Origin of the sequence: Pseudomonas sp. Marseille-Q5117, assembly GCF_946901175.1 — a bacterium.
In the GTDB taxonomy this organism is placed as follows: domain Bacteria; phylum Pseudomonadota; class Gammaproteobacteria; order Pseudomonadales; family Pseudomonadaceae; genus Aquipseudomonas; species Aquipseudomonas iranensis.
The window spans coordinates 149,366-174,039 of record NZ_CAMPPP010000004.1 but is presented as its reverse complement, the minus strand read 5'-3'; the positions used below and the strand labels follow the sequence as shown (position 1 = coordinate 174,039).

General features: G+C 60.1%; 24 protein-coding genes. 17 read left to right on the top strand and 7 right to left on the bottom strand.

The window, feature by feature from the left end:
* The first annotated feature begins 302 nt into the window (after window positions 1–302).
* From OC605_RS09275 to OC605_RS09245, 7 genes are all read left to right on the top strand, one after another.
* Window positions 303–1,562 (top strand): AGE family epimerase/isomerase, encoded by a 1,260-nt coding sequence (locus tag OC605_RS09275; RefSeq protein WP_262136736.1) that lies wholly within the window; start codon window positions 303–305, stop codon window positions 1,560–1,562.
* Window positions 1,563–1,680: 118 nt separating this feature from the next.
* A complete protein-coding gene (locus tag OC605_RS09270) occupies window positions 1,681–2,982 on the top strand; it encodes an ABC transporter substrate-binding protein (protein ID WP_186567669.1) in 1,302 nt (433 codons plus the stop codon).
* Between the two features lie 214 nt (window positions 2,983–3,196).
* Complete coding sequence (locus tag OC605_RS09265) at window positions 3,197–4,105, top strand: carbohydrate ABC transporter permease (RefSeq protein ID WP_016773533.1); 909 nt, start codon at window positions 3,197–3,199, stop codon at window positions 4,103–4,105.
* Window positions 4,098–4,943 carry a carbohydrate ABC transporter permease gene (locus OC605_RS09260; protein ID WP_039758116.1) on the top strand — a complete coding sequence of 282 codons (846 nt, stop codon included), beginning with the start codon at window positions 4,098–4,100 and terminating at the stop codon, window positions 4,941–4,943. The genes OC605_RS09265 and OC605_RS09260 overlap by 8 nt, the downstream gene beginning before the upstream one ends.
* Before the next feature lie 2 nt (window positions 4,944–4,945).
* On the top strand, window positions 4,946–6,106 hold the full coding sequence (locus tag OC605_RS09255) for an ABC transporter ATP-binding protein (RefSeq protein ID WP_262136735.1): 1,161 nt from the start codon (window positions 4,946–4,948) through the stop codon (window positions 6,104–6,106).
* Between the two features lie 194 nt (window positions 6,107–6,300).
* Window positions 6,301–7,650, top strand: a complete 1,350-nt coding sequence (locus OC605_RS09250) for a carbohydrate porin (protein ID WP_262136734.1) — start codon at window positions 6,301–6,303, stop codon at window positions 7,648–7,650.
* Window positions 7,651–7,973: 323 nt separating this feature from the next.
* Window positions 7,974–8,828, top strand: a complete 855-nt coding sequence (locus tag OC605_RS09245; RefSeq protein ID WP_262136733.1) for a D-hexose-6-phosphate mutarotase — start codon at window positions 7,974–7,976, stop codon at window positions 8,826–8,828.
* Between the two features lie 126 nt (window positions 8,829–8,954).
* Here the strand turns inward: OC605_RS09245 and OC605_RS09240 are convergent, their stop codons facing one another.
* On the bottom strand, window positions 8,955–9,815 hold the full coding sequence (locus OC605_RS09240; protein WP_169842436.1) for a MurR/RpiR family transcriptional regulator: 861 nt from the start codon (window positions 9,813–9,815) through the stop codon (window positions 8,955–8,957).
* Window positions 9,816–10,041: 226 nt separating this feature from the next.
* On the opposite strand from OC605_RS09240, the gene zwf reads away from it, so the two are divergent.
* From zwf to OC605_RS09220, 4 genes are all read left to right on the top strand, one after another.
* A complete protein-coding gene (gene zwf, locus OC605_RS09235) occupies window positions 10,042–11,508 on the top strand; it encodes a glucose-6-phosphate dehydrogenase (protein ID WP_016773537.1) in 1,467 nt (488 codons plus the stop codon).
* Window positions 11,495–12,208: a 6-phosphogluconolactonase gene (pgl, locus tag OC605_RS09230; RefSeq protein ID WP_024014058.1), complete on the top strand. Its 714-nt coding sequence runs from the start codon at window positions 11,495–11,497 to the stop codon at window positions 12,206–12,208. Before zwf ends, pgl begins: the two co-directional genes overlap by 14 nt.
* Window positions 12,209–12,225: 17 nt before the next feature.
* Complete coding sequence (locus OC605_RS09225; protein WP_016773539.1) at window positions 12,226–12,891, top strand: bifunctional 4-hydroxy-2-oxoglutarate aldolase/2-dehydro-3-deoxy-phosphogluconate aldolase; 666 nt, start codon at window positions 12,226–12,228, stop codon at window positions 12,889–12,891.
* 171 nt (window positions 12,892–13,062) lie between these two features.
* Window positions 13,063–13,635: a hypothetical protein gene (locus tag OC605_RS09220; RefSeq protein ID WP_262136732.1), complete on the top strand. Its 573-nt coding sequence runs from the start codon at window positions 13,063–13,065 to the stop codon at window positions 13,633–13,635.
* Here the strand turns inward: OC605_RS09220 and OC605_RS09215 are convergent.
* On the bottom strand, window positions 13,632–14,813 hold the full coding sequence (locus tag OC605_RS09215; protein WP_262136731.1) for an aminotransferase class V-fold PLP-dependent enzyme: 1,182 nt from the start codon (window positions 14,811–14,813) through the stop codon (window positions 13,632–13,634). The two genes, OC605_RS09220 and OC605_RS09215, sit on opposite strands and share 4 nt — an antisense overlap.
* Window positions 14,814–14,843: 30 nt before the next feature.
* Window positions 14,844–15,080, bottom strand: a complete 237-nt coding sequence (locus tag OC605_RS09210; protein WP_003227425.1) for a DUF3820 family protein — start codon at window positions 15,078–15,080, stop codon at window positions 14,844–14,846.
* 206 nt (window positions 15,081–15,286) lie between these two features.
* Between OC605_RS09210 and OC605_RS09205 the strand changes: the two genes are divergently transcribed.
* Window positions 15,287–15,754, top strand: coding sequence for a ferritin-like domain-containing protein (locus OC605_RS09205; RefSeq protein ID WP_016773542.1), 468 nt, complete (start codon window positions 15,287–15,289; stop codon window positions 15,752–15,754).
* 292 nt (window positions 15,755–16,046) lie between these two features.
* Here the strand turns inward: OC605_RS09205 and OC605_RS09200 are convergent, their stop codons facing one another.
* Both OC605_RS09200 and OC605_RS09195 read right to left on the bottom strand, forming a co-directional pair.
* Window positions 16,047–16,517: a MaoC family dehydratase gene (locus OC605_RS09200; protein WP_003227420.1), complete on the bottom strand. Its 471-nt coding sequence runs from the start codon at window positions 16,515–16,517 to the stop codon at window positions 16,047–16,049.
* A gap of 42 nt (window positions 16,518–16,559) precedes the next feature.
* Window positions 16,560–17,504, bottom strand: a complete 945-nt coding sequence (locus OC605_RS09195; RefSeq protein WP_262136730.1) for an alpha/beta hydrolase — start codon at window positions 17,502–17,504, stop codon at window positions 16,560–16,562.
* A gap of 225 nt (window positions 17,505–17,729) precedes the next feature.
* On the opposite strand from OC605_RS09195, the gene fadD2 reads away from it, so the two are divergent.
* Window positions 17,730–19,418: a long-chain-fatty-acid--CoA ligase FadD2 gene (gene fadD2, locus OC605_RS09190; RefSeq protein WP_024014054.1), complete on the top strand. Its 1,689-nt coding sequence runs from the start codon at window positions 17,730–17,732 to the stop codon at window positions 19,416–19,418.
* 347 nt (window positions 19,419–19,765) lie between these two features.
* Window positions 19,766–21,463, top strand: a complete 1,698-nt coding sequence (fadD1, locus tag OC605_RS09185) for a long-chain-fatty-acid--CoA ligase FadD1 (protein WP_024014053.1) — start codon at window positions 19,766–19,768, stop codon at window positions 21,461–21,463.
* Window positions 21,464–21,625: 162 nt separating this feature from the next.
* Here fadD1 and OC605_RS09180 read toward each other — a convergent pair whose 3' ends face one another.
* On the bottom strand, window positions 21,626–22,003 hold the full coding sequence (locus tag OC605_RS09180; protein WP_016775519.1) for a hypothetical protein: 378 nt from the start codon (window positions 22,001–22,003) through the stop codon (window positions 21,626–21,628).
* 194 nt (window positions 22,004–22,197) lie between these two features.
* On the opposite strand from OC605_RS09180, the gene OC605_RS09175 reads away from it, so the two are divergent.
* The 3 genes from OC605_RS09175 (at window position 22,198) to def (ending at window position 24,045) form a co-directional block, all read left to right on the top strand.
* Window positions 22,198–22,389, top strand: coding sequence for a CsbD family protein (locus tag OC605_RS09175; RefSeq protein WP_042607250.1), 192 nt, complete (start codon window positions 22,198–22,200; stop codon window positions 22,387–22,389).
* Window positions 22,390–22,552: 163 nt separating this feature from the next.
* Window positions 22,553–23,509 (top strand): YihY/virulence factor BrkB family protein, encoded by a 957-nt coding sequence (locus tag OC605_RS09170; protein WP_123443670.1) that lies wholly within the window; start codon window positions 22,553–22,555, stop codon window positions 23,507–23,509.
* The gene (def, locus tag OC605_RS09165) at window positions 23,506–24,045 is read left to right on the top strand and encodes a peptide deformylase (protein WP_041479189.1); all 540 of its coding nucleotides are present in this window, start codon (window positions 23,506–23,508) and stop codon (window positions 24,043–24,045) included. Before OC605_RS09170 ends, def begins: the two co-directional genes overlap by 4 nt.
* Window positions 24,046–24,160: 115 nt before the next feature.
* On the opposite strand, the gene OC605_RS09160 is transcribed toward def, so the two are convergent.
* Window positions 24,161–24,583: a GNAT family N-acetyltransferase gene (locus tag OC605_RS09160; RefSeq protein WP_186567678.1), complete on the bottom strand. Its 423-nt coding sequence runs from the start codon at window positions 24,581–24,583 to the stop codon at window positions 24,161–24,163.
* Between the last annotated feature and the right edge of the window lie 91 nt (window positions 24,584–24,674).

Below are 24,674 nucleotides of genomic sequence, written 5' to 3'. Positions count from 1 at the left end.
CCGAAAAGCCCCTCACCCTAGCCCTCTCCCAGAGGGAGAGGGGACCGATTGGGGGATGCTGCTGAGCTGCGCTGACCTGTAAATGCGGTGGTGAATCCATAATCGCCAATATTTTTCAGGTCGACGGAGGACGCAAGACACCTCGGTCGGCCCCCTCCCTCCGGGAGAGGGTTGGGGTGAGGGTGCTTTTGCTCTTCTCTTTTGTCACGAGCCAGTGACAAACCCCGTCCCCTTCGTTACAAGCCCGCCCCGGCCCGTTGTTTAGACTGCCCGCAGTCCTAACAACAAAAAAGGGTCACGCCATGGACACCTTTCACCCAGACTTCAGCAGTTGGCTGAACGCCCCTGCCCACCAGCAATGGCTCGCCGCCGAAGGCCTGCGTCTGCTGGATTTCGCCAAGGCATCACGACTGCCCGAAGGCTTCGGCAACCTCGATGAGCGCGGCCGTTTGCCGGCGAACGCACGAGCCGAAACCATGAACACCGCGCGCATGACCCACAGCTTCGCCATGGCGCACATTCAGGGCCTGCCGGGGTTTGCCGAACTGGTCGACCACGGTATCGCCGCGTTGCGCGGGCCGCTGCGTGATGCGCTGCATGGCGGCTGGTTTGCGGTTGCCCAGCATCGTGACGACAACACCGGCAAGAACGCCTATCTGCATGCCTTTGTCGCGCTCGCCGCCAGCTCCGCCGTGGTCGCACAACGGCCCGGTGCCCAGGCTTTGCTCGATGACGCGATCGACATCATCGACACTTATTTCTGGAGCGAAGAAGAGGGCGCCATGCGCGAATTCTTCAACCGCGACTGGAGCGAAGAAGAAGCCTATCGCGGCGCCAACAGCAACATGCACGCGACCGAAGCATTCCTCGCGCTGGCCGATGTCACTGAAGATCCGCGCTGGCTGGTGCGCGCCCAGCGCATTGTCGAGCGGGTGATTCACGGCCATGCAGCGGCCAACGATTACATGGTCATCGAGCACTTCGATCGCGACTGGCAGCCGCTGCGCGAATACAACCACGACAACCCCGCCGACGGTTTCCGTCCTTACGGCACCACCCCGGGCCATGGTTTCGAATGGGCGCGCTTGCTCCTGCACCTTGAAGCCGCACGGGTGCAGGCCGGCATGCTCACGCCGGGCTGGCTGGCCGTCGATGCGCAAAAACTCTTCGAAAAAAATTGCCGCCACGGCTGGAATGTCGATGGCGCGGCGGGCATCGTCTATACCCTCGACTGGCACAACAAAGCCGTCGTTCGCCATCGCCTGCACTGGACGCATGCCGAAGCCAGCGCCGCCGCCAGTGCCTTGCTCAAACGCAGCGGCGACGCGCAATACGAATGTTGGTACCGGCTGTTCTGGGAGTTCTGCGAGACGAATTTCATCGACCGCTGCAACGGCAGCTGGCATCACGAACTCAATCCGCAGAATGTGCCGAGTGCCGATATCTGGCCGGGCAAGCCCGATCTGTATCACGCCTGGCAGGCTGTGCTGATTCCGCGATTGCCGCTGGCGCCGAGCATGGCCACGGCTTTGGCGCGGTTGTCCCTGCCTGTTCCTGTGTAACCATGTCGTGACATTTACGCGTCCCTTCGTTACCTGCGAAGCGAAACGCTCTGTTTAAACTCCGTGCAGCGCAAGCACCAGACTTGCAATGCATAACAACAAGAAAGGTACATCTCGAATGAATGCGATTTCTCGCCTCGCTACTGTCATTTCTGTCGCCTCCCTGTTCCCGCTCGCAATCCTGCCGCTCAGTGTTTCCGCTGCCGATTCCAAAGGTTCGGTGGAAGTCGTGCACTGGTGGACTTCCGGTGGCGAAAAAGCCGCTGTCGATGTGCTCAAGGCCCAAGTCGAAAAAGACGGTTTCACCTGGAAGGACGGCGCTGTCGCCGGTGGTGGCGGTGCGACTGCCATGACCGTGCTGAAAAGCCGCGCCGTCGCCGGCAACCCGCCAGGCGTAGCGCAGATCAAAGGCCCGGACATCCAGGAATGGGCGTCGACCGGTCTGCTCGACACCGACGTTTTGAAAGACGTCGCCAAGTCGGAAAAGTGGGACAGCCTGCTCGACAAGAAAGTCTCCGATACCGTGAAGTACGACGGTGATTACGTGGCCGTGCCGGTGAACATTCACCGCGTGAACTGGCTGTGGATCAACCCGGAAGTCTTCAAGAAAGCCGGCATCACCAAGAATCCAACCACCCTCGAAGAGTTCTACGCAGCCGGCGACAAGCTGAAAGCGGCGGGCTTCATTCCGCTCGCCCACGGCGGTCAGCCTTGGCAGGACAGCACCGTGTTCGAAGCCGTGGTGCTCTCGGTCATGGGCGTGGATGGCTACAAGAAAGCCCTGGTCGATCTCGACAACAAAGCGCTGACCGGCCCGGAAATGGTCAAGGCGCTCACTGAGCTGAAGAAAGTCGCGACCTACATGGACGCGGACGGCAAAGGCCAGGACTGGAACCTCGAAGCGGCCAAGGTCATCAACGGCAAGGCCGGCATGCAGATCATGGGTGACTGGGCCAAGTCCGAATGGACCGCCGCCAAGAAAGTCGCCGGCAAGGACTACGAGTGCGTAGCGTTCCCAGGCACCGACAAGGCATTCACCTACAACATCGACTCGCTGGCCGTGTTCAAGCAGAAGGACGCAGGCACTGCGGCCGGTCAGCAGGACATCGCCAAAGTCGTGCTGGGTGAGAACTTCCAGAAAGTCTTCAGCATCAACAAAGGCTCGATCCCGGTGCGCAACGACATGTTGACCAACATGGACAAGCTCGGCTTCGACTCCTGCGCACAGACCGCTGCCAAGGACTTCCTCGCGGACGCCAAGTCCGGCGGCCTGCAGCCAAGCATGGCGCACAACATGGCGACCACGCTGGCCGTGCAGGGCGCGTTCTTTGACGTAGTCACCAACTACATCAACGACCCGAAAGCCGACCCGGCGGATGCGGCGAAGAAACTCGGCGCGGCGGTTCAGTCGGCCAAGTAATGCTTGGCCCCTGTGGGAGTGGGCGTTTGTGGTGAGGGGATTCATCCCCGATGGGTTGCGAAGCGACCCCGGAAAGTTGCAGCGGCGCAGTGTGTGAAATACCGCATGTAATGATTTCGCGACTGCTGCGCAGTCGATCGGGGATAAATCCCCTCGCCACAGGGCTCACTCCTGCAAGGAAATGCTTTAGTAAACCCTTATTGTGGATTTCCCCATGAGTTCTGTTGCTGTGTTCAGCAAGGCCTCGCCGTTCGATGCATTGCAGCGCTGGCTACCCAAACTGGTGCTGGCGCCGAGCATGTTCATCGTGCTGGTGGGCTTCTATGGCTACATCCTGTGGACGTTCATTCTGTCGTTCACCACTTCGACTTTCCTGCCCAACTACAAGTGGGCCGGTCTGGCGCAATACGCGCGGTTGTTCGACAACGATCGCTGGTGGGTGGCGAGCAAGAACCTCGCCGTGTTCGGCGGCATGTTCATCGGCATTACCCTGGTGATCGGCGTGTTGCTGGCGGTGTTCCTCGACCAGCGCATCCGTCGCGAAGGCTTTATCCGCACCATTTACCTGTACCCGATGGCGCTCTCGATGATCGTCACCGGTACCGCGTGGAAATGGCTGCTCAACCCGGGCATGGGCCTGGACAAATTGTTGCGTGACTGGGGCTGGGAAGGCTTCCGTCTGGACTGGCTGATCGACCCTGATCGCGTGGTCTACTGCCTGGTGATCGCCGCTGTGTGGCAAGCCTCGGGCTTCATCATGGCGATGTTCCTCGCCGGCCTGCGCGGCGTCGACCAATCGATCATCCGTGCCGCGCAGATCGACGGCGCGAGCATGCCGCGCATCTACTGGAAAGTCGTGCTGCCAAGCCTGCGTCCGGTGTTCTTCAGTGCGGTGATGATCCTCGCGCACATCGCGATCAAGAGCTTCGACCTCGTTGCGGCAATGACCGCCGGCGGCCCGGGTTATTCCTCCGACCTGCCAGCGATGTTCATGTATTCCTTCACCTTCAGTCGCGGCCAGATGGGCATGGGCTCGGCCAGTGCGATTCTGATGCTCGGTGCGATCCTCGCGATCATCGTGCCTTACCTGTATTCCGAGCTGAGGACCAAGCGTCATGACTAGTCTCGCTGCCAAACCTGCGATCAGCTTGAGCCGCATCGCGATCTACGCGGTGCTGATCCTCGCGGTGTTCCTCTATCTGGTGCCGCTGGTGGTGATGTTGCTGACCAGCTTCAAGACCCCGGAAGATATCAGCACCGGCAACCTGCTGAGCTGGCCGACCGTGGTCAGCGGCATTGGCTGGGTCAAGGCCTGGGCCACGGTTGACGGCTACTTCTGGAACTCGATCAAGATCACCGTACCGGCGGTAATCATCTCCACCGCCATCGGTGCGTTGAACGGTTACGTGCTGTCGATGTGGCGCTTCCGTGGTTCGCAGTTGTTCTTCGGTCTGTTGCTGTTCGGCTGCTTCCTGCCGTTCCAGACCGTGCTGCTGCCAGCCTCGTTCACCCTCGGCAAGATGGGCCTGGCGAGCACCACCACCGGCCTGGTCTTCGTGCACGTGGTCTACGGTCTGGCGTTCACCACGCTGTTCTTCCGCAACTACTACGTGAGCATTCCCGATGCGCTGGTCAAGGCTGCGCGTCTGGATGGCGCGGGTTTCTTCACGATTTTCCGCCGCATCATTCTGCCGATGTCGACGCCGATCATCATGGTCTGCCTGATCTGGCAGTTCACCCAGATCTGGAACGACTTCCTCTTCGGGGTGGTGTTCTCCAGCGGTGATTCGCAACCGATCACCGTGGCGCTGAACAATCTGGTCAACACCAGCACCGGCGCCAAGGAATACAACGTGGATATGGCAGCGGCGATGATCGCCGGCCTGCCGACCCTGCTGGTCTATGTGGTCGCAGGCAAGTATTTCGTGCGCGGGCTGACGGCCGGCGCGGTCAAGGGGTAATCATGGCTACGCTTGAACTTCGCAACGTAAACAAGACCTACGGGGCCGGCCTGCCGGACACCCTGAAGAACATCGAACTGTCGATCAAGGACGGTGAATTCCTGATCCTCGTCGGCCCGTCGGGCTGCGGTAAATCGACCTTGATGAACTGCATCGCCGGGCTGGAAACCATCACCGGCGGCGCGATCATGATCGGTGATCAGGACGTCAGCGGCATGAGCCCCAAGGATCGCGACATCGCCATGGTGTTTCAGTCCTACGCGCTGTACCCGACCATGAGCGTGCGCGAGAACATCGAGTTCGGCCTGAAAATCCGCAAGATGCCGCAGGCAGCGATCGACGAAGAAGTCGCCCGCGTCGCCAAGCTGTTGCAGATCGAACACCTGCTCAACCGCAAGCCGGGCCAGCTCTCCGGTGGTCAGCAACAGCGCGTGGCGATGGGTCGTGCTTTGGCGCGGCGGCCGAAGATCTATCTGTTCGACGAACCGCTGTCGAACCTCGACGCCAAGCTGCGCGTCGAGATGCGCACCGAAATGAAACTGATGCACCAGCGCCTCAAAACCACCACGGTCTACGTGACCCACGACCAGATCGAAGCGATGACCCTGGGCGACAAGGTCGCGGTGATGAAGGACGGCATCATTCAGCAGTTCGGTACGCCGAAAGACATCTACAACAACCCGGCCAACCTGTTCGTGGCGAGCTTCATCGGTTCGCCGCCGATGAACTTCATTCCCCTGCGTTTGCAGCGCAAGGACGGTCGTCTGCTGGCGCTGCTCGACAGCGGCCAGGCGCGCTGCGAATTGCCGATGAGCATGCAGGACGCCGGGCTTGAAGACCGCGAAGTGATCCTCGGCCTGCGCCCGGAGCAGATCGTGCTGGCGAACGGCGAGGGCAATGGTCTGCCGAGCATCCGCGCCGAAGTGCAGGTCACTGAACCGACCGGTCCGGACACGCTGGTGTTCGTCAATCTGAACGACACCAAGGTCTGCTGCCGACTGGCGCCGGATGTGGCACCGCAGGTAGGCGAAAGCCTGACGCTGCAGTTCGATCCATCGAAAGTGTTGTTGTTCGATGCCAATACCGGTGAGCGTCTGGGCGTTGCGGGCCAGGTGCAGGCAGAAAACCGGTCGGCGAATGTGGCGCAGTTCAAAGGCCGCTGAAGTACAAAATGTGGGAGCGAGCCTGCTCGCGAAAGCGGTCTGACATCCAGCATTGATGTCGCCTGATACACCGCATTCGCGAGCAGGCTCGCTCCCACAAAGGAGCACGCGGTGTCCGGCCTGTCGAGCACCGCACTTTATGTAAACCGCGTAAGATAAAAACAGTTAATAACAATAAAGACGAGGATGTAGGGATGAAAAAGAAACACGTCAATGCCCGGTTGATCTGCCAGGTTTCTGCGGCAGCTGCACTGGTGCTGGCCGGCAATGCGATGGCGGCGGATGCGTTCAGCTCCGACTCCAAGTGGATGACCGGCGACTGGGGCGGCGAGCGCACCAAGCTGATCGAGCAGGGTATCGACATCAAGGCCGACTACGTTGGCGAGATGGGCGCCAACCTGAACGGCGGCTACAACGACGACAAGACCGCGCGTTACGCCGACCAGTTCGGTCTCGGCGTGGCCCTCGACCTGCAGAAACTGTGGGGCTGGGACAACACCCAAGCGAAGATCCAGCTGACCAACCGAAACGGCTACAACATCTCCAACGACCGCGTTGGCGATCCGCGTGCCGGCACTCTCAGCTCGTCGCAGGAAGTCTACGGCCGTGGCCACATGGTGCGTCTGACCCAGTTGTGGATCCAGCACCAGTTCTTCGACAACAAGCTCGACGTCAAGGCCGGTTACTTCGGCGAAGGCGAAGACTTCAACACCTTCCCGTGCGACTTCCAGAACCTGGCGTTCTGCGGTTCGCAAGTGGGTAACTGGGCGACCAACATCTGGTACAACTGGCCCGTCAGCCAGGCCGCGATCCGTGTGAAGTACAACATCAACGACGAGCTCTACGCGCAAATCGGTGCGTACAACCAGAACCCGTCGCAACTGGAACACGGCAACGGCTTCAAGCTCAGCGGCAGCGGCACCAAAGGTACCGTGCTGCCGGTTGAGTTGGTCTGGTCGCCGAAGGTCAACAGCCTGCCGGGCGAATACCGCGTCGGTTACTACAAGAGCACGGCCGATGCCGACGACGTTCGCGAAGACGTCAACGGTCTCGATGCGGCAACCACCGGTGACGACTACAAGTCGCACAACAGCAAAAGCGGTTACTGGTTCGTCGCGCAACAGCAACTCACCAGCCACAACGGTGATGCGACTCGCGGTCTGAACATCGCCGCCAACGCGACCTTCCACGACAAGGACACCAACTTCATCGACAACTACCAGTCGGTGATGTTTGTCTACAAAGGCCCGTTCGATGCGCGTCCGAAAGATGACATCGGTATCGGCGCTGCGCGTATCCACGTCAATAAGGACGTCAAGCGCAACGCTGAACTGCTGAACGCTGCGAACGGTGTGTCCGACTACGACAACGCCGCGTTCTCGCCGATTCGTGAAACCGAATACAACTACGAACTCAACTACGGCATCCATATCACCAACTGGCTGACCGTGCGTCCCAACCTGCAATACATCACCCATCCGGGCGGTGTGGATGAAGTCGATAACGCTTTGGTCGCTGGCCTGAAAATTCAGTCAACGTTCTGACGCGTCTGCGATAAGCTCCTCTCTATGTGCGCATTTTGCGGACAGCCAAGGCTGTCCGCTTTTTTTTGTGACACAGGTCAGATGTGTTGCTTGATGATTTTTTGTGGCTGGAGAGTTTTTTGTGGCGAGGGGATTTAGCGAAACGTCGCACCGCCCCGCTGGGCTGCGAAGCGGCCCCAAAGCCATCCACTGAGGTGTATCAGCGAGAGGCCGTTTTCCAGGTTTGCGACTGCTTCGCAGTCGAACGGGGATAAATCCCCTCGCCACAGTATTCAAGGGTCACAAAGGTAATTGTACCCCCATGATTTTCAGGACCGTAGCCAATGCATGAGCATCCGCTGCAACGCTTCTTCAAATCCCTGCGCGAGCGACCGGTGTTCGCCTGGGAGCGCTATCAGCTGCGCGACGTGTTGGTGATCGATCATCCGCTGTGTCAGGCGGTGTTCAGTCGGCAGGGCGCGCAATTGCTGCACTTTCAGCCGCGCGGGCAGAAGCCGTGGTTGTGGTGCGCGGCGAAGTGGCCGCATGTCGGCGCGATTCGCGGTGGCGTGCCGGTGTGCTGGCCGTGGTATGGCCGTCATCCGAGCGAAAACGCGTGGCCGTCCCATGGTTGGGCGCGACTGCTCGATTGGAAACTGCTCGACAGCAGCAGCGCCGAAGACGGCGTGCGCCTGCACTGGCAATTGCAGCTGTGCGACTGGCAGGTCGACCTGCACGCGCACCTTGGCGAACGCATGGAATTACGCTTGAGCACCGAGCATCAGGACGACATGCCGTGCCAGTTGAGTCAGGCTTTGCACGCTTACTGGCGTATTGGCGATGTTGGTGAGATAGCGCTGTCTGGGCTCGAAGGCGCGCAGGGTTATGACCAGTTGAATCGTCAGGTTTGCCAGCAGGAAGGCGAGTTGCGCGTTGATGGCGGCTGTCAGCGGGTGTTCCAGCATGACGGCGAATTGCAGCTCAAGGATCACGCCTGGCAGCGCGAGTTGTGCATCGATACCGGTGACAGCGGCGACACCGTCGTCTGGCATCCCGGCGCGCGGCCGTTGCTGGGGGTGAGCTGGGACGAGGTATCGGAATTCGTTTGCGTAGAAGCAGCAGCGGGCGGCACCGACAGCCTGCACCTGGCGCCGGGGGAGAAGGCGCATTTGAGTTTGCAGGCGTGGGCGGCGGCCTGATCGAAAGCCCTACGGCAAGTCGGCTGGCCCTTTCGCGAGCAGGCTCGCTCCCACATTTGAACTGCATTCCCCTGTGGGAGCGAGCCTGCTCGCGAAGAGGGCCGAACAGTCAGCCGAGATCTGGCATCAATTGAATTCGTCACCCACCGGATACCGGCTGGCATTCAAACTCTCTTTGATCTTGCGCAAATGCGGCTGGAAATCCACCCCGCGGCGCAAGGTCATCCCCGTCGCCAGCACATCCAGCACCGTCAACTGAATGATCCGCGACGTCATCGGCATATAAATGTCGGTGTCTTCCGGCAACGGAATGTTCAGGCTCAAGGTACTGGCCTTGGCCAGCGGCGAATTCTCCGCCGTCAGGCCCAGCACCGAAGCACCGTTCTCGCGAGCGATCCGCGCCACTTCCACCAATTCGCGCGTACGCCCGGTGTAGGAAATGATCACGAACAGCTCGCCGGTGTGCGCCACCGAAGCAATCATCCGCTGCATCAGCACATCGGCGTGCGCGGTAACCGCTAGGTTGAAGCGGAAGAACTTGTGCTGAGCATCCAGCGCCACCGGGGCAGAGGCGCCGAGGCCGAAAAAGTGGATCTGCCGGGCCTGAATCAACAGGTCGACGGCGCGGCTGATCAGGTTCGGGTCCAGCGCCTGGCAAGCGCTATCCAGGGAGGCGATCGCGCTGCCGAAAATCTTCTGCGTGTACGCCTCGGGATTGTCGTCAGCCTCGACCGCGCGGCTGACATACGCCGCGCCACTGGCCAGGCTCTGCGCCAATTGCAGCTTGAGTTCGGGGTAACCGCTGACACCGAACGAACGGCAGAAACGGTTGACCGTCGGTTCGCTCACCGAGGCGGCCTGGGCGAGGGCGGCGATGCTGAAGCGGGTGGCCTGCTGCGGGTTGAGCAGGATCACCTCGGCGACCTTACGTTCGGCCTTGTTCAGCTCTTCAAGGCGACTCTGGATCTGTTCCAGTAAATTTCGCACGCGGTCCATATGGAATTCCTGATTCACCGACGCAGAGTTGCGTCGGGCTATGCAAATTGGGCCTTTGATATGGCCCGTGACGGTGGCCTATCCTACTGATGCGTCCGGGCGACCACCACTCGGATTGAGTATTCTGCGAAAATGTTGTGGTTATTACTACATTTTCCCTTGAGTGATGCCTTGAAAAAAGGTATTTGTAGCTTAACTTGATAAAAGAACAAACATCATGCCTTCCATTACGGTTGAACCGTGCACCTTTGCCTTGTTCGGCGCGCTGGGCGATCTGGCCCTGCGCAAGCTGTTTCCTGCCCTGTATCACCTTGACGGTGCCGACCTGCTGCACGAGGACACGCGAATCATCGCGCTGGCCCGTGAGCCCGGCAGCGAGCAGCAGCACATGGCGTTCATCGCCGCCGAATTGCGCCGGTACGTCGGCAAAGAGCTGAACGAAACCGTGGCCGAGCGCTTCCTCGCGCGCCTGACCTATCTGCACGTCGACTTCCTCAAGGCTGAAGATTACGTGGCGCTGGCGGAACTGGCCGGCAGCAGCCAACGCATGATTGCCTACTTCGCCACTCCGGCGGCGGTCTACGGCGCGATCTGCGAGAACCTCGAGAAAGTCGGTCTGGCCGAGAACACTCGCGTGGTGCTGGAAAAACCGATCGGCTCTGACCTGGAATCGTCGCGCAAGGTCAACGACGCCGTCGCGCAGTTCTTCCCGGAAGACCGCACCTACCGCATCGACCACTACCTGGGCAAAGAAACCGTTCAGAACCTGATCGCCCTGCGTTTCGCCAACAGTCTGTTCGAAACCCAGTGGAACCAGAATTACATCTCCCACGTGGAAATCACCGTGGCCGAGAAGGTCGGCATCGAAGGCCGTTGGGGCTATTTCGACAAGGCCGGCCAGCTGCGCGACATGATCCAGAATCACCTGTTGCAGCTGCTCTGCCTGATTGCCATGGACCCCCCGGCCGACCTGTCCGCCGACAGCATTCGTGATGAAAAGGTAAAAGTGCTCAAGGCGCTGGCGCCGATCAGCCCGGAAGGCCTGACCACGCAAGTGGTGCGCGGCCAGTACATCGCTGGCCACAGCGAAGGCAAATCCGTTCCGGGATATCTCGAAGAACCGAATTCCAATACCCAGAGCGACACCGAAACCTTCGTCGCCCTGCGTGCCGACATCCGCAACTGGCGCTGGGCCGGCGTGCCGTTCTACCTGCGTACCGGCAAGCGCATGCCGCAGAAGCTGTCGCAGATCGTCATCCACTTCAAGGAACCGTCGCACTACATCTTCGCCCCGGAGCAGCGTCTGCAAATCAGCAACAAACTGATCATCCGCCTGCAACCGGACGAAGGCATTTCCTTGCGCGTGATGACCAAGGAGCAGGGCCTGGACAAGGGCATGCAACTGCGCAGCGGCCCGCTGCAATTGAATTTCTCCGACACCTGGCGTAGCGCGCGGATCCCCGATGCCTATGAGCGGTTGTTGCTGGAAGTGATGAACGGCAATCAGAACCTGTTTGTCCGTAAAGATGAAATCGAAGCCGCGTGGAAGTGGTGTGACCAGCTGATCGCCGGGTGGAAGAAATCCGGTGACGCGCCCAAGCCGTATGCGGCCGGGTCGTGGGGGCCGATGAGCTCCATTGCTTTGATCACGCGGGACGGGAGGTCGTGGTATGGCGATATCTGATGTGCAACTGCCGACGGGCGTGACTGCCCGCGAATTCAACAGCCCGGTGCTGCTCGCCGAAGGCCTGGCGCTGAACGTTGCCAAGCAACTGAGCGACGCCATCGCGGCGCGCGGCAACGCGGTGCTGGTGGTGTCCGGCGGACGCAGCCCGGTAGCGTTTTTCCAACACCTGGCCAAGCAGGAGCTGGACTGGTCGAAGGTCGTCGTGACCCTCGCCGACGAACGCTGGGTACCGGTTGAACATGCCGACAGCAATGCCGGCCTGCTCAAACAGTATCTGCTCAAAGGCCCGGCAGCCAAGGCACAGTTCCTCAGCCTCTACAGCGCGGCGGCCAATGTCGAGCAGGCTGCGGAACAGGCCGATCGTCTGCTCGGCGAACTGCCGCCGATCGACGTCCTGGTATTGGGCATGGGCGATGACGGTCACACCGCGTCGCTGTTCCCCGACAGCCCGAACCTCGCCGAAGCCCTGCAAGCCGATGGCACACGCCGTTGCTGGCCGATGCTGGCGCCCAGCGTGCCGCGTCAGCGCCTGACCATGAGCCGCGCGCTGCTGGCCTCGGCCCGGCACAAGATTCTGTCGATTTCCGGTCAATCGAAACTGACCACCCTGAATGCCGCGCTGGCATCCGATGACGTTGCGGCCATGCCGGTGCGCGCGTTTCTGCAACCTACGTTAGAGATTTACTGGTGCCCATGAGCCAAGGAACAGCCGCTATGACAACCCCATCCCCGACCGTTTCCATGGCGGACAAAGTTGCCCTGATCGACAGTCTCTGCGCCAAGGCGCGGATCCTGCCAGTGATCACCATCGCCCGCGAACAGGACGTGCTGCCACTGGCCGACGCCCTCGCCGCCGGTGGCCTGACCGCGCTGGAAGTGACCCTGCGTTCGCAGTTCGGCCTCAAGGCGATTCAGATCCTGCGCGAACAGCGCCCGGAACTGATGACCGGTGCCGGCACCGTGCTCGACCGCAACATGCTCGCAGCGGCGGAAGCGGCAGGCTCGCAATTCATCGTCACCCCGGGCATCACCCGCGACCTGCTCGAAGCCAGCGTCGACAGCCCGATTCCGCTGTTGCCGGGCATCAGCAACGCCTCGGGGATCATGGAAGGCTACGGTCTGGGCTATCGCCGCTTCAAGCTGTTCCCGGCGGAAGTCAGCGGTGGCGTGGCGGCAATCAAGGCGCTCGGCGGCCCGTTCGGCGAAGTGAAATTCTGCCCGACTGGCGGCGTCGGCCCGGCCAATATCAAGAGCTACATGGCGCTGAAAAACGTCATGTGCGTGGGCGGTAGCTGGATGCTTGATCCGGAGTGGATCAAGAACGGCGACTGGGCGCGCATTCAGGAATGCACTGCCGAAGCCTTGGCGCTGCTGGACTGATCTTTACCCCTACACCTCGTTGTGTGCTTTACGGCTTTATGGTGCGCTTGGTCGGCGCACCTTTTTTTTGCGCCGAAGAAAGTAAACATACATGCCGCGATACATAGTTAACGCACGCGGTCCGTTTGCCGGGGTTAACCTGCGTTCTTCTTATGGAAGAGAGAACGCCTCATGGACGACCGTCAGTCTCTGACCCTTACACCACAATCCCGTTATCAACCGCAGCAACTTTCCCTCGGCCGCCCCGCAGCCGATTCCCAAGTGCGCAATATCAGCCAGGGAGTCGAAGGCCTGCCGCTGATCCTGCGTCTGTCGCTGGTCGATGCGATGACCAGCGAGCCGGTCATCGGCGCGCTGGTGCGCATTCAACAGCGTGTCGATGGCGACACCAGCCTGGGCGGCAGTCAATCGACCGACAGCCATGGCATCGTCCGTTTCACCAGCGTCTATCCGGATCGGCCGGCGCACGGCGCTGCTTGCCTGAAGCTGAACGTATTCATTCCCGGCGACGAAGCAGGAGCGCAAGCTCACCACGAGGCCTGGGCCGGCACCTTGCACCTCCCAGGCCGCTGCGGCTGTGAAGCTGCCGCCGAGGACGCCTTGCAGTTGCTATTGCAGCCGATCGCCGGCGCCGATCTTGAAGACGGCGCCTTCGCCAGCCAGACCCTCGGCATCGACACGTTCGCCGTGTCGTCGCAGCTTGGTCTTGAAGGCTACGAAAAAAACTCCGGTGTGCCGTTCTAGCGCAGCTGGTTCAATGCGTGGACCAACTGCTCCATCTCGCCAGCCGTGGTGGTCAGCCCCGGGGTGATGCGAATGCACGGCCCGCATGCGGCGCCGGTGCGCACCACGGTGAACAGGTTGAATTCGCTGAGCAGCCGCTCGGCCATGGCCTGTTGATCGGCATGCCGGGTGAAGCGCAGCGCGGTGATCCCGCAATACAGTTGCGGGTCGTCCGGCGTCAGCACCTCGATGCCCGGCAGGTGTCGCACGGCGCTGACCCACAGGTTGCGCAGGTAATTCAGGCGTGGGCTTTTGGCTGCGGCGCCGCCGAGCGCGTCGTGCTCTTCGAACACCAGCGGCAAGGTCATCAGCGCCGGGATGTTCGGCGTGCTGTACGAGGTGCGCGCGCGAATATCGCTGACCGGGTAATGCATCTCGCCCATGTCCGGATCGATATCAGCCAGACGCTGCGGGGCGATATAGATGAAGCCAAGGGTCAGCGGTGCGCCGATCCATTTGTGCAGGTTGTAACCGGCGAAAGCGATGCCCAACGCTTGCAGGTCAAATTCAATCTGGCCGAGGGCGTGGGCACCGTCGAGGATGATGTCGACGCCGTGCTCTCTGGCCAGCGCGGCGATGGCTTGCACCGGCATGACCAGGCCGGTGCGATGGGTGACATGGGTCAGCGCCATCAGTTTGAGTTTCGGGTGGCGGATGAAAGCTTTGCGGTAGCTTTCCAGCAGGCTGTCGAAACTGGCGGGATGGTGGTGGGTAATCTCGATGACCTCAACGCCACGCTGTTGCGCCAGCCAGCGCATGGCGCCCTTGACCGTGTCGTACTCGAGGTCACAGATCAGCACCTGATCGCCCGGTTGCAGGCGATTGTAATTGCGGATCAGCGACTGCAGGCCTTCAGTGGCATTGCGCGTCAGCGCCACGCTTTGCGCGCGCACGCCGATCAGTTCGGCCAGTTGCGCGCGGATCTCAAGGTTGTCGTGCTGTTCAAAGCGCTGGCGCACATAAATCGAGTTGCTGGTGTTGATCAGCTCGATATTGCGCTGGTACTCCTCGATCACCGTTCGCGACATGCGCCCGAAGTAACCGTTTTCCAGATTGACCGGGCCGGGCTGCACGTCGTATCGGTCGGCGAATGTCTGCCAGAAGGCTTCGTCACGGGCGCGGCGGGTGTTGTCAGGCATGGTCGGCAAGGCTCAAGAGGGAAGGGCGCGTCAGTGGCGCGGGGCGGGTTTGCCGTGTTTGGCGCGCAGCGGTTCGAGCAGGTCGGACAGGCCGTTGTGGTCGATCTCCTGCATCAACGCCAACAGGCCACCGAGTTCACCGTGGGGAAAGCCTTCGCGGGCGAACCAGTTCAGATAGGGGCCAGGCAAGTCGGCAATGATCCGCCCTTTGTATTTGCCGAAGGGCATCTCGCGGGTGATCAGCAGTTCGAGTTTTTCCGGATTCATCAGCACGCTTCATCGATTCACAGGACAGCCTGGAAAATACAGGCATTCTGCATGCAGGCCAAATGACAGATCATGCAAAAAACCAGCATACAGATGGTTCAATCTTTCTTAACTCATTGAAAATAAAGATATTTTTTCGTAAAGCGAAGCTGGCACGCACACTGCAATATCCCTTGCATCTTCAACCCATCGCAAGGAATTGAAAAATGACCGACATGAATAAAGAAGCCATTTCTGTACTCAACGACCTGATTGAAACCTGCAAGGACGGTCAGGAAGGGTTCAAGACTTGCGCCGAAGACATCAAGCACCCAGAACTGAAAACCCTGTTCGTGCAGCGCTCCGCCGATTGCGCCACCGCAGCAGCCGAGCTGCAGGCTCAGGTACGTTCGCTGGGCGGTGATCCGGAAACTTCGACCAGCGTTGCCGGTGATCTGCACCGTCGCTGGGTCGACGTCAAATCCATGTTCACCGGTAAAGACGAAGAGGCTGTCCTGAACGAAGCCGAGCGCGGTGAAGACCATGCGCTGAAGGCTTATCGTGAAGCGATCGAGAAGATCAACAAGCACAATCTGGTTGGCATCAAGGATCTGGTTGAGCGTCAGTACCACGGCGTACAACGCAACCACGACCAGGTGAAAGCCCTGCGTAACCAGGCTCGTGCCAACTCGTAAGAGTTAGTCGGCTGATAAAAAACGCCAGCTTGTCTGGCGTTTTTTTGTGCCCGCAGGAAAAGCCCCTCACCCTAGCCCTCTCCCGGAGGGAGAGGGGACTGACCGAGGTGAATGCCGGAGTTACGCCGACTTGAGCGATCTGAGTTGAACTCTGGTTCTGGAAGGTCTTGAAGATCGCCCGCGCCGAGCGCAGGATTTGAATCCGATGCAGATCAGCTCCCTTTTCCCCTCGCCCCCTTGGGGGAGAGGGCTGGGGTGAGGGGGTAGCAATCTACCTGACACTTCCCAATCATCAACCAATACTGATCGCCGGCAATGTCGGCAACGTCACCGTCTGCTGTTTGCGCGGTGCGAGAATTTCGGCCTCGCCATCCACTACCAACTCATCACGCTGATTGAATACGCGAGTGGCAATGCGCACGCGGAATTTCGGCAGTTTCTCCAGAATCTCCAGGCGCACCGTCAACGTGTCGCCGATCTTCACCGGCTTCTGAAAGCTCATCTGCTGACCGATATAAATAGTGCCCGGCCCTGGCAGTTCGCAGGCAACGGCGGCGCTGATCAGCGCACCGCTGAACATGCCGTGGGCGATGCGTTCCTTGAACATGCTGGCGGCGGCAAACTCGGCGTCCAGGTGCACCGGGTTGTGGTCGCCCGACATCGCGGCGAACAGCTGAATGTCGCGCTCTTCGACAGTCTTGCTGTAGCTGGCGGTCTGGCCGACTTCAAGGGCTTCGTAAGGGATGTTGGTAACCTGGGTCATCGGTCTCGATTCCTGTGACGGATTTCAGTCAATCCACAAAAATTATTCGCTGCGCTGTGGGCGCCGGTGGCTCAGGGCCTGGTCGATCCAGGCGAGCACATCGGTAGTCACTTCGTCGCGATTGCTTTCATTGAACAATTCGTGCCGGGCCTGCGGGTAGATCTTCAGTTGCAGGTGCTGGCCGCCGGCCCTGCGCAAGGCATTGGCCAGATCTGTCAGACGCTTGCCCTCGCTCACCGGATCACATTCGCCGCCAATTACCAGCAGCGGCAGGCCCGGATCGATCTGCGCGAGATTGGACGCTTTGCTGATTTGCTGCAAGCCGCCGAACAGGTCGATCCACAGCTGATTGGTGCAGCGAAAGCCGCACAACGGGTCGGCGGCGTACTTGTCGACCTCGGCCGGGTCGCGGCTCAGCCAGTCGAAACGGGTGCGCACCGGTTTGAATTTATTGTTGAACGAGCCGAACGACAGCCACTCGATCAATGCACTGCGGCCCTTGCCGCCCTGGCGCAGTTTTTCCAGCCGGGCAATCTGCCGGGCGACGCGATACAGCGCCCCTGGCTGGTAATTCGAGCCGCTGAGAATCGCCCCGTGCAGACTGGCGCTGTGGTGCAGCAGATAGGCCTGGGCGATGTAGCTGCCCATGCTGTGGCCGAGCAGGATGATCGGCACGCCGGGATGTTGCTGGCCGATGTGCTGGTTGAGGCTGGCCAGATCGCCGACGACCTTGCACCAACCGTCGTCATCGGCGAAATGGCCGAGAGTGCCGTTGTCGGCGGTGCGACCATGGCCACGCAGATCCGGGGCGTAGACGCCATAGTCTTTGTCGCAAAACGTGTCAGCGAGCCGCGTGTAGCGAGCGCTGTGTTCGGCCATGCCATGGGCCAGCAGAATCACCGCTTTCAATGGCGTGGCCGGCAGCCAGCGGTTGACGTACAGGCGGCTGCGGTCACTCGCGTCCAGCCAGAAGGTGTCGTGGGTCATGGCGCTTCCTTTGCTCAGCATCGCCACAGTGTATAGCGCGTCTGATCAGCTCACGCCACGGCAGGAAGATTCACGGGATCAATGAGGGCTTGCGTCATATTTGCCTCAATGGCCATAGCTGCTAGTGTCCGTGAAGCTCCGCTTTGTGCTTTTCGCCTTCCATGGACGAAGCAGAAACGACAGAAAGCGGCTCCCGGATCGGCTCAGGTAACGAGGACAAGAACAATGCAACCTGATTTCTGGAATGACAAACGCCCGGCCGGCGTACCGCTGGACATCGACATGGGCGAGTTCAAGTCGGTCATCGAAGTGTTTGAGCGTTCCTGCAAGAAGTTCGCTGACCGCCCGGCGTTCAGCAGCATGGGCATCACCCTGACCTACGCTGAACTCGAGCGCCAGAGCGCGGCGTTCGCCGGTTACCTGCAGGCCCATACCGATCTGGTGCCGGGGGATCGCATTGCGGTGCAGATGCCCAACGTTCTGCATTATCCGATTGCCGTGTTCGGCGCCCTGCGCGCCGGGCTGATCGTGGTCAACACCAACCCGCTGTACACGCCACGGGAAATGCGCCACCAGTTCAAGGATTCCGGTGCACGCGCGTTGGTCTACCTGAATCTGTTCGGGCAGAAAGTCCAGGAAGTGCTGCCCGACACCGACATCCAATACTTGATCGAAGCGAAGATGGGCGACCTGATGCCCACCGCCAAAGGCTGGCTGGTCAACACCGTGGTCAGCAAAGTGAAGAAACTGGTTCCCGAGTATTCGCTGCCGCAAGCCACTTCGTTCAAAAGCGCGCTGCGCATGGGGCGTGGTCTGGGCATCAAACCGCTGAACGTCGGCCTCGATGACATCGCCGTGCTGCAATACACCGGCGGCACCACCGGCCTGGCCAAGGGCGCGATGCTCACCCACGGCAATCTGGTGGCGAACATGCAGCAGGTGCGCGCCTGTCTGGCTCAGCTCGGCCCGGACGGTCAGCCGCTGTTGCGCGAAGGCCAGGAGGTGATGATCGCGCCGCTGCCGCTGTACCACATCTATGCCTTCACTGCGAATTGCATGTGCATGATGGTGTCGGGCAACCACAACGTGTTGATCTCCAATCCGCGCGACATCGCCGGCTTCATCAAGGAACTGAAGAACTGGCGCTTCTCGGCGCTGCTGGGTTTGAACACCTTGTTCGTCGCGCTGATGGATCACCCTGACTTCAAGACCCTGGATTTCTCCAGCCTCAAGCTCACCAACTCCGGCGGCACCGCGCTGGTCAAGGCCACCGCCGAGCGCTGGGAGCAGATGACCGGTTGCCGTATCACCGAAGGCTACGGCCTGACCGAAACCTCGCCAGTGGCCTGCACCAACCCTTACGGCGATCAGTCGCGGCTGGGCACTGTCGGCCTGCCGGTGCCGGGCACGCTGGTGAAAATCATCAACGATGACGGCGTCGAACAGCCGCTGGGCGAGCGCGGCGAGCTATGCATCAAAGGCCCGCAGATCATGAAGGGCTACTGGAACAAGCCCGAAGCCACCGCCGAAGTGCTGGATGCCGAGGGCTGGTTCAAGTCCGGTGATATCGCCGTGATCGACCCGGACGGTTTCGTGCGCATCGTCGATCGCAAGAAGGACATGATCATCGTCTCCGGCTTCAACGTGTACCCCAACGAAATCGAAGACGTGGTCATGGCCCACCCGAAAGTCGCCAACTGCGCGGTTATCGGCGTGCCGGACGAACGTTCGGGAGAGGCGGTGAAGCTGTTTGTCGTGGCGCGGGAGAGCGGGGTCAGCCTGGAAGAGCTGAAGGCGTACTGCAAAGAGAATTTCACGGCCTACAAGGTGCCGAAACACATCGTGCTGCGTGAGTCGTTGCCGATGACGCCTGTAGGCAAAATTCTGCGGCGCGAGTTGCGGGATATCGCCTAGGCCTGAACCGCAGCGCGCGTGACATTCGCGAGCAGGCTCGCTCCCACAGGTATCGATGCTTTCTGTGGGAGCGAGCCTGCTCGCGAATCTTTTGTGCCCGCTGAATTCGGGGGTTTTAGGGGGTTATAGGATTTTTGCTCTAAAATGACCGCTGGCAAGTCTTGAGTCATCAATATGACTGTAGGGGCCTCTTTTGGCTCTGGTCGACCCTTGGCAAAGCTGCTACTCTCGGCGCGCTTTGTGACTTCTCGGCCTGTAAAACGCCGGATTCACCAATACAAAACACACACCAATAATAATCGCATCAAATGCGGTGAAGAATTCGCGTTGCTGAGGAGTGGGCTTCCATGATCGAAGACTTTTGGAAGGATAAGTACCCGGCTGGAATCGCAGCCGAGATCAATCCAGACGAGTATCCGAACATTCAGGCAGTGTTGAAGCAATCCTGCCAACGCTTCGCCAACAAACCGGCTTTCAGCAACCTCGGCAAGACAATCACCTACGGTGAGCTGTACGAGCTGTCCGGTGCCTTTGCCGCGTATCTGCAACAGCATACCGACTTGCAGCCCGGTGATCGAATCGCCGTGCAACTGCCCAACGTCCTGCAGTATCCGGTCGCGGTCTTCGGTGCCATTCGCGCCGGGTTGATCGTGGTCAACACCAACCCGCTGTACACCGCGCGGGAAATGGAACACCAATTCAACGACTCCGGCGCCAAAGCCCTGGTGTGCCTGGCGAACATGGCGCACCTGGCCGAAGCCGTGGTGCCGAAGACCGGCGTCAAGCACGTCATCGTCACCGAAGTCGCCGACCTGCTGCCGCCGATCAAGCGCCTGCTGATCAACAGCGTCATCAAGTACGTGAAGAAAATGGTCCCGGCCTATCACTTGCCCAAAGCCATCAAATTCAACGACGTCCTGAGCAAGGGCCACGGCCAGCCAGTGGCCGAAGCCAACCCGGACAGCGGCGATGTCGCGGTGCTGCAATACACCGGCGGCACCACCGGCGTGGCCAAGGGCGCGATGCTCACGCACCGCAACCTGGTCGCCAACATGCTGCAATGCAAGGCGCTGATGGGCTCCAACCTCAACGAAGGCTGCGAGATCCTGATCACGCCGCTGCCGCTGTATCACATCTATGCGTTCACCTTTCATTGCATGGCGATGATGCTGATCGGCAACCACAACATCCTGATCAGCAACCCGCGCGACCTGCCGGCGATGGTCAAGGAACTGTCGAAGTGGAAGTTCAGCGGTTTTGTTGGTCTGAACACGCTGTTCGTGGCGCTGTGCAACAACGAAGGTTTCCGCAAGCTGGATTTCTCCGCGCTGAAAGTCACCCTGTCCGGCGGCATGGCCCTGCAACTGGCTGCGGCCGAGCGCTGGAAAGCCGTGACCGGTTGCGCCATCTGCGAAGGCTACGGCATGACCGAAACCAGCCCGGTGGCCACGGTCAACCCGATCCAGCACATCCAGATCGGCACCATTGGCATTCCGGTACCGTCGACCCTGTGCAAAGTCATCGACGATGCCGGTGTCGAGCAGCCGCTAGGCGAAATCGGCGAGTTGTGCGTCAAAGGCCCGCAGGTGATGAAGGGCTACTGGCAGCGTCAGGAAGCCACCGATGAAATGCTCGACAGCGACGGCTGGCTGAAAACCGGTGACATCGCGCTGATCCAGCCGGACGGCTACATGCGCATCGTCGATCGCAAGAAAGACATGATTCTGGTATCCGGCTTCAACGTTTATCCGAACGAGCTGGAAGACGTGCTGGCCACTTTGCCGGGCGTGTTGCAGTGTGCGGCGATCGGCGTACCGGACGAGAAGTCGGGCGAGGCGATCAAGATTTTCATCGTTGCCAAACCGGGCGTGACCCTGACCAAAGAGCAGGTCATGGACCACATGCGCGCCAACGTCACCGGCTACAAAGTGCCGCGTTCGGTGGAGTTCCGCGATGCGCTGCCGACCACCAACGTCGGCAAGATCCTGCGCCGCGAATTGCGGGATGAAGAACTGAAGAAGATCAAGGCCAAGTCTGCCGCGTAAACAAAAAGCCCCGCAGATGCGGGGCTTTTTGTTGGTGAACTGATCGTTCCCACGCTCCGCGTGGGAATGCCGCCCCGGACGCTCCGCGTCCAGCACTGCAGGGACGCAGAGCGTCCCGAGATGCGTTCCCACGCAGAGCGTGGGAACGATCAAGTGCAAATCCTACTGACGAAACGGCGCAAAATTCACATTGGTCCCCGCCGGTCGCATGTCCTGCAGATACGAATCCTTGTCCGCACTCAATTCCAGGCTCAGCGCCGCCTTGCGTTTGCCTTCGTTGCGAATCACCAGGCCCTCGAGCTTTTCGCGCAGGAACACCGTCGGCACTTTCAGGTGCAGCAACTCATCGGTGGCCGGGGTGTGCAGCAGCAAGTGAATCCACTCGTACTGACCGATGGCCAAGCGCGATACCGGCAGGTCGAACCACCAGATATTGCGGTTACGGTTCAGTTCGGCGAAGTGGCAGTTGTTGGTGCCGAGCACGGCGCCGCCCAGTTCCTGGTTGCGACGGGCGATGGCCTGGGTTTTATTGAGCTTCATGACATTCCTGCGAATCGGTGTGCCGGGCTCAGCGCCCGTAGGCTGAGCATTCTCGGGGCAACGCCGGCAAACATAAAGCGCAACCTGCATGCCACGACGAAATGCTGGCAAAATAAATGAAACTCGGCGCAAAGCGCACCGGTCAATCGTTACGTAATGACTTTTCTTCCCTTTATGCTTCACGGAGAAACACCATGAGTAGCACAGGCGATAAAGTAAAAGGCATGGCCAACGAAGCCGTCGGCAACGTCAAACAAGGCGTCGGCAAAGCTACTGACAACGACAAGCTGCGGGCTGAAGGCAAAGTCCAAGAGAAAAAAGGCGAAGCCCAGCAAGCGGTCGGCAACGCCAAGGACGCTGTGAAAAAGGGCGTCGACAAGGCGTAAGCGAGCCTTGAACGAATCACACGAGCGGCCATCCAAGGATGGCCGTTTTTGTATCAGAACCCTGCGGTCATCCGCCGAAGGCTCGTCAAACAGGCTACCTTGAGGTAAAAAACGGCCCCTGAGTCGCCACGACTTCAACCTTTTGCGGCGCAAGGAGACGCGAATGATATTCCCGGACATGAAAGGTCTGCCCCTGCACCGGGTGATGGTGCGCACGGTCACTGAATTCGTCGATGACGAAATGTCGACCTACGCCTCGGCATTGGCCTACCAAATGCTGTTCTCGCTCTTCCCGTTCATTCTTTTCCTGATCGCCCTGATCGGTTTCCTGCACCTGCCGGATTTCTTCTCGTGGCTGCGTCTGCAATCCGAACTGGTGCTGCCGCCGCAGGCGCTGGAGCAGGTCAATCCGGTGATCGATCAGTTGCAGCAATCCAAGGGTGGCCTGCTCTCCATCGGTATCGTCATCGCCCTGTACACCGCGTCCGCCGGCGTGCGCCTGATGATGAGCGCGATGAACGCCGCTTACGACGTGGTCGAAGGCCGGCCGATCTGGAAGCGTTTCCCTTTGTCGATCGTCTACACCGTCGGCATCGCCGGCATGCTGCTGATCGCCGCCGCGCTGATGGTGCTCGGGCCGCAGGTGATGGGCTGGATTGCCGCACAAGTGGGGCTGGAAGACTTCATCGTCACGGTGTGGACGATTGCGCGCTGGCCGGTGATCGTGATTCTGATGATGGTCGCGGTGGCGTTGATCTATTACGTGATGCCCGACGTCAAACAGGACTTCCGCTTCATCACCCCAGGTTCGGTGCTGGCTGTAGTGGTGTGGATCCTAGCCTCGTTGGGGTTTGCCTTCTACGTGAAAACCTTCGCCAACTACAACGCGATGTATGGCAGCATCGGGGCGATCATCGTGCTCTTGCTGTATTTCTATATTTCCGCGGCGGTGCTGTTGCTCGGCGCAGAAATGAATGCGGTGATTGAGCACATGTCCGCCGAAGGCAAGGACAAGGGCGAAAAGGCCCCTGGCGAGCCCGACGAATCGACCAAACAACACGTCTCGGGCCTGGGCCGCGATCATTCGCTCAAGCCGGACACTGACGAAGCGCGACCATGATTCGTGAAATTCTGAAAATGGGTGATGAGCGCCTGCTGCGCATCGCCGCGCCGGTACCACCGGAAATGTTCAACAGCGCCGAGCTCTGGCAATTGATCGATGACATGTTCCAGACCATGGAAAGCGTCGGCGGCGTTGGCTTGGCGGCGCCGCAGATCGGCGTCGACCTGCAACTGGTGATCTTCGGCTTCGAACACAGCGAGCGTTACCCGGACGCTGAAGCAGTGCCGCAGACGATCCTGATCAATCCGCTGATCACGCCGTTGAATCCGCTGATGGAAGAGGGCTTTGAAGGTTGTCTGTCGGTGCCGGGCCTGCGCGGTGCGGTGGATCGCTATCAGCAGATCCGCTACGAAGGCTTTGATCCCAAGGGCGAGCCAATCGTGCGCGTGGCCTCGGGGTTTCATGCGCGAGTGGTGCAGCATGAATGCGATCACCTGATCGGCCGGCTGTATCCGTCGCGGATCACCGATTTCAGCAAGTTCGGCTTTACCGAAGTGCTGTTCCCGGACCTTGATCCCAACGCTGACGACTGATTGTCAGAACACCATCAATCCCTGTGGGAGCGAGCCTGCTCGCGAACGCGGAGTATCAGAACCAACTTCGGCGCTGACACACCGCATTCGCGAGCAGGCTCGCTCCCACACGGATTCAGCGTATATCTGCGGGATTAAGTTCCATCGCAATCATCGGCTTGCTCCGCGCATACCGGCTCAACCGCTCGGCCATCGCCTGCGGCAGCGGCGGATCGAAGCTGAATCCGCGTCGCTCATAAAACACGCGCAGGTCCGGATGGCAGAACAGCCACACCGGCTCGTCCACTTGGGCTACCGCCGCCGCGATCAACTGCGCAGCGACGCCCTGCTCACGACACTGCGGATCAACAAACAACCCCGTCAGCCAATGCCCGCCCGCTACCGGACGCAGGCACAGCGCCGCTACAATCTCGCCGCGCTTTGCGACCCACAGCTGCGCCTCGCGCACGGCTTTCATCGACGACTGGTGGCTGCGGTAGAACTTGTTCATCAACGGCCACAACGATTCGTCGAGCTGGCTGTAGTGGATATCGGACATGGTTCGGGCTGTCGCTGCGAAAAGCGCCGATTATAAAAGAACGCGCGCCACGGGATAGGTGTATACCTGAACTCACACCCCTGTGAGTGGA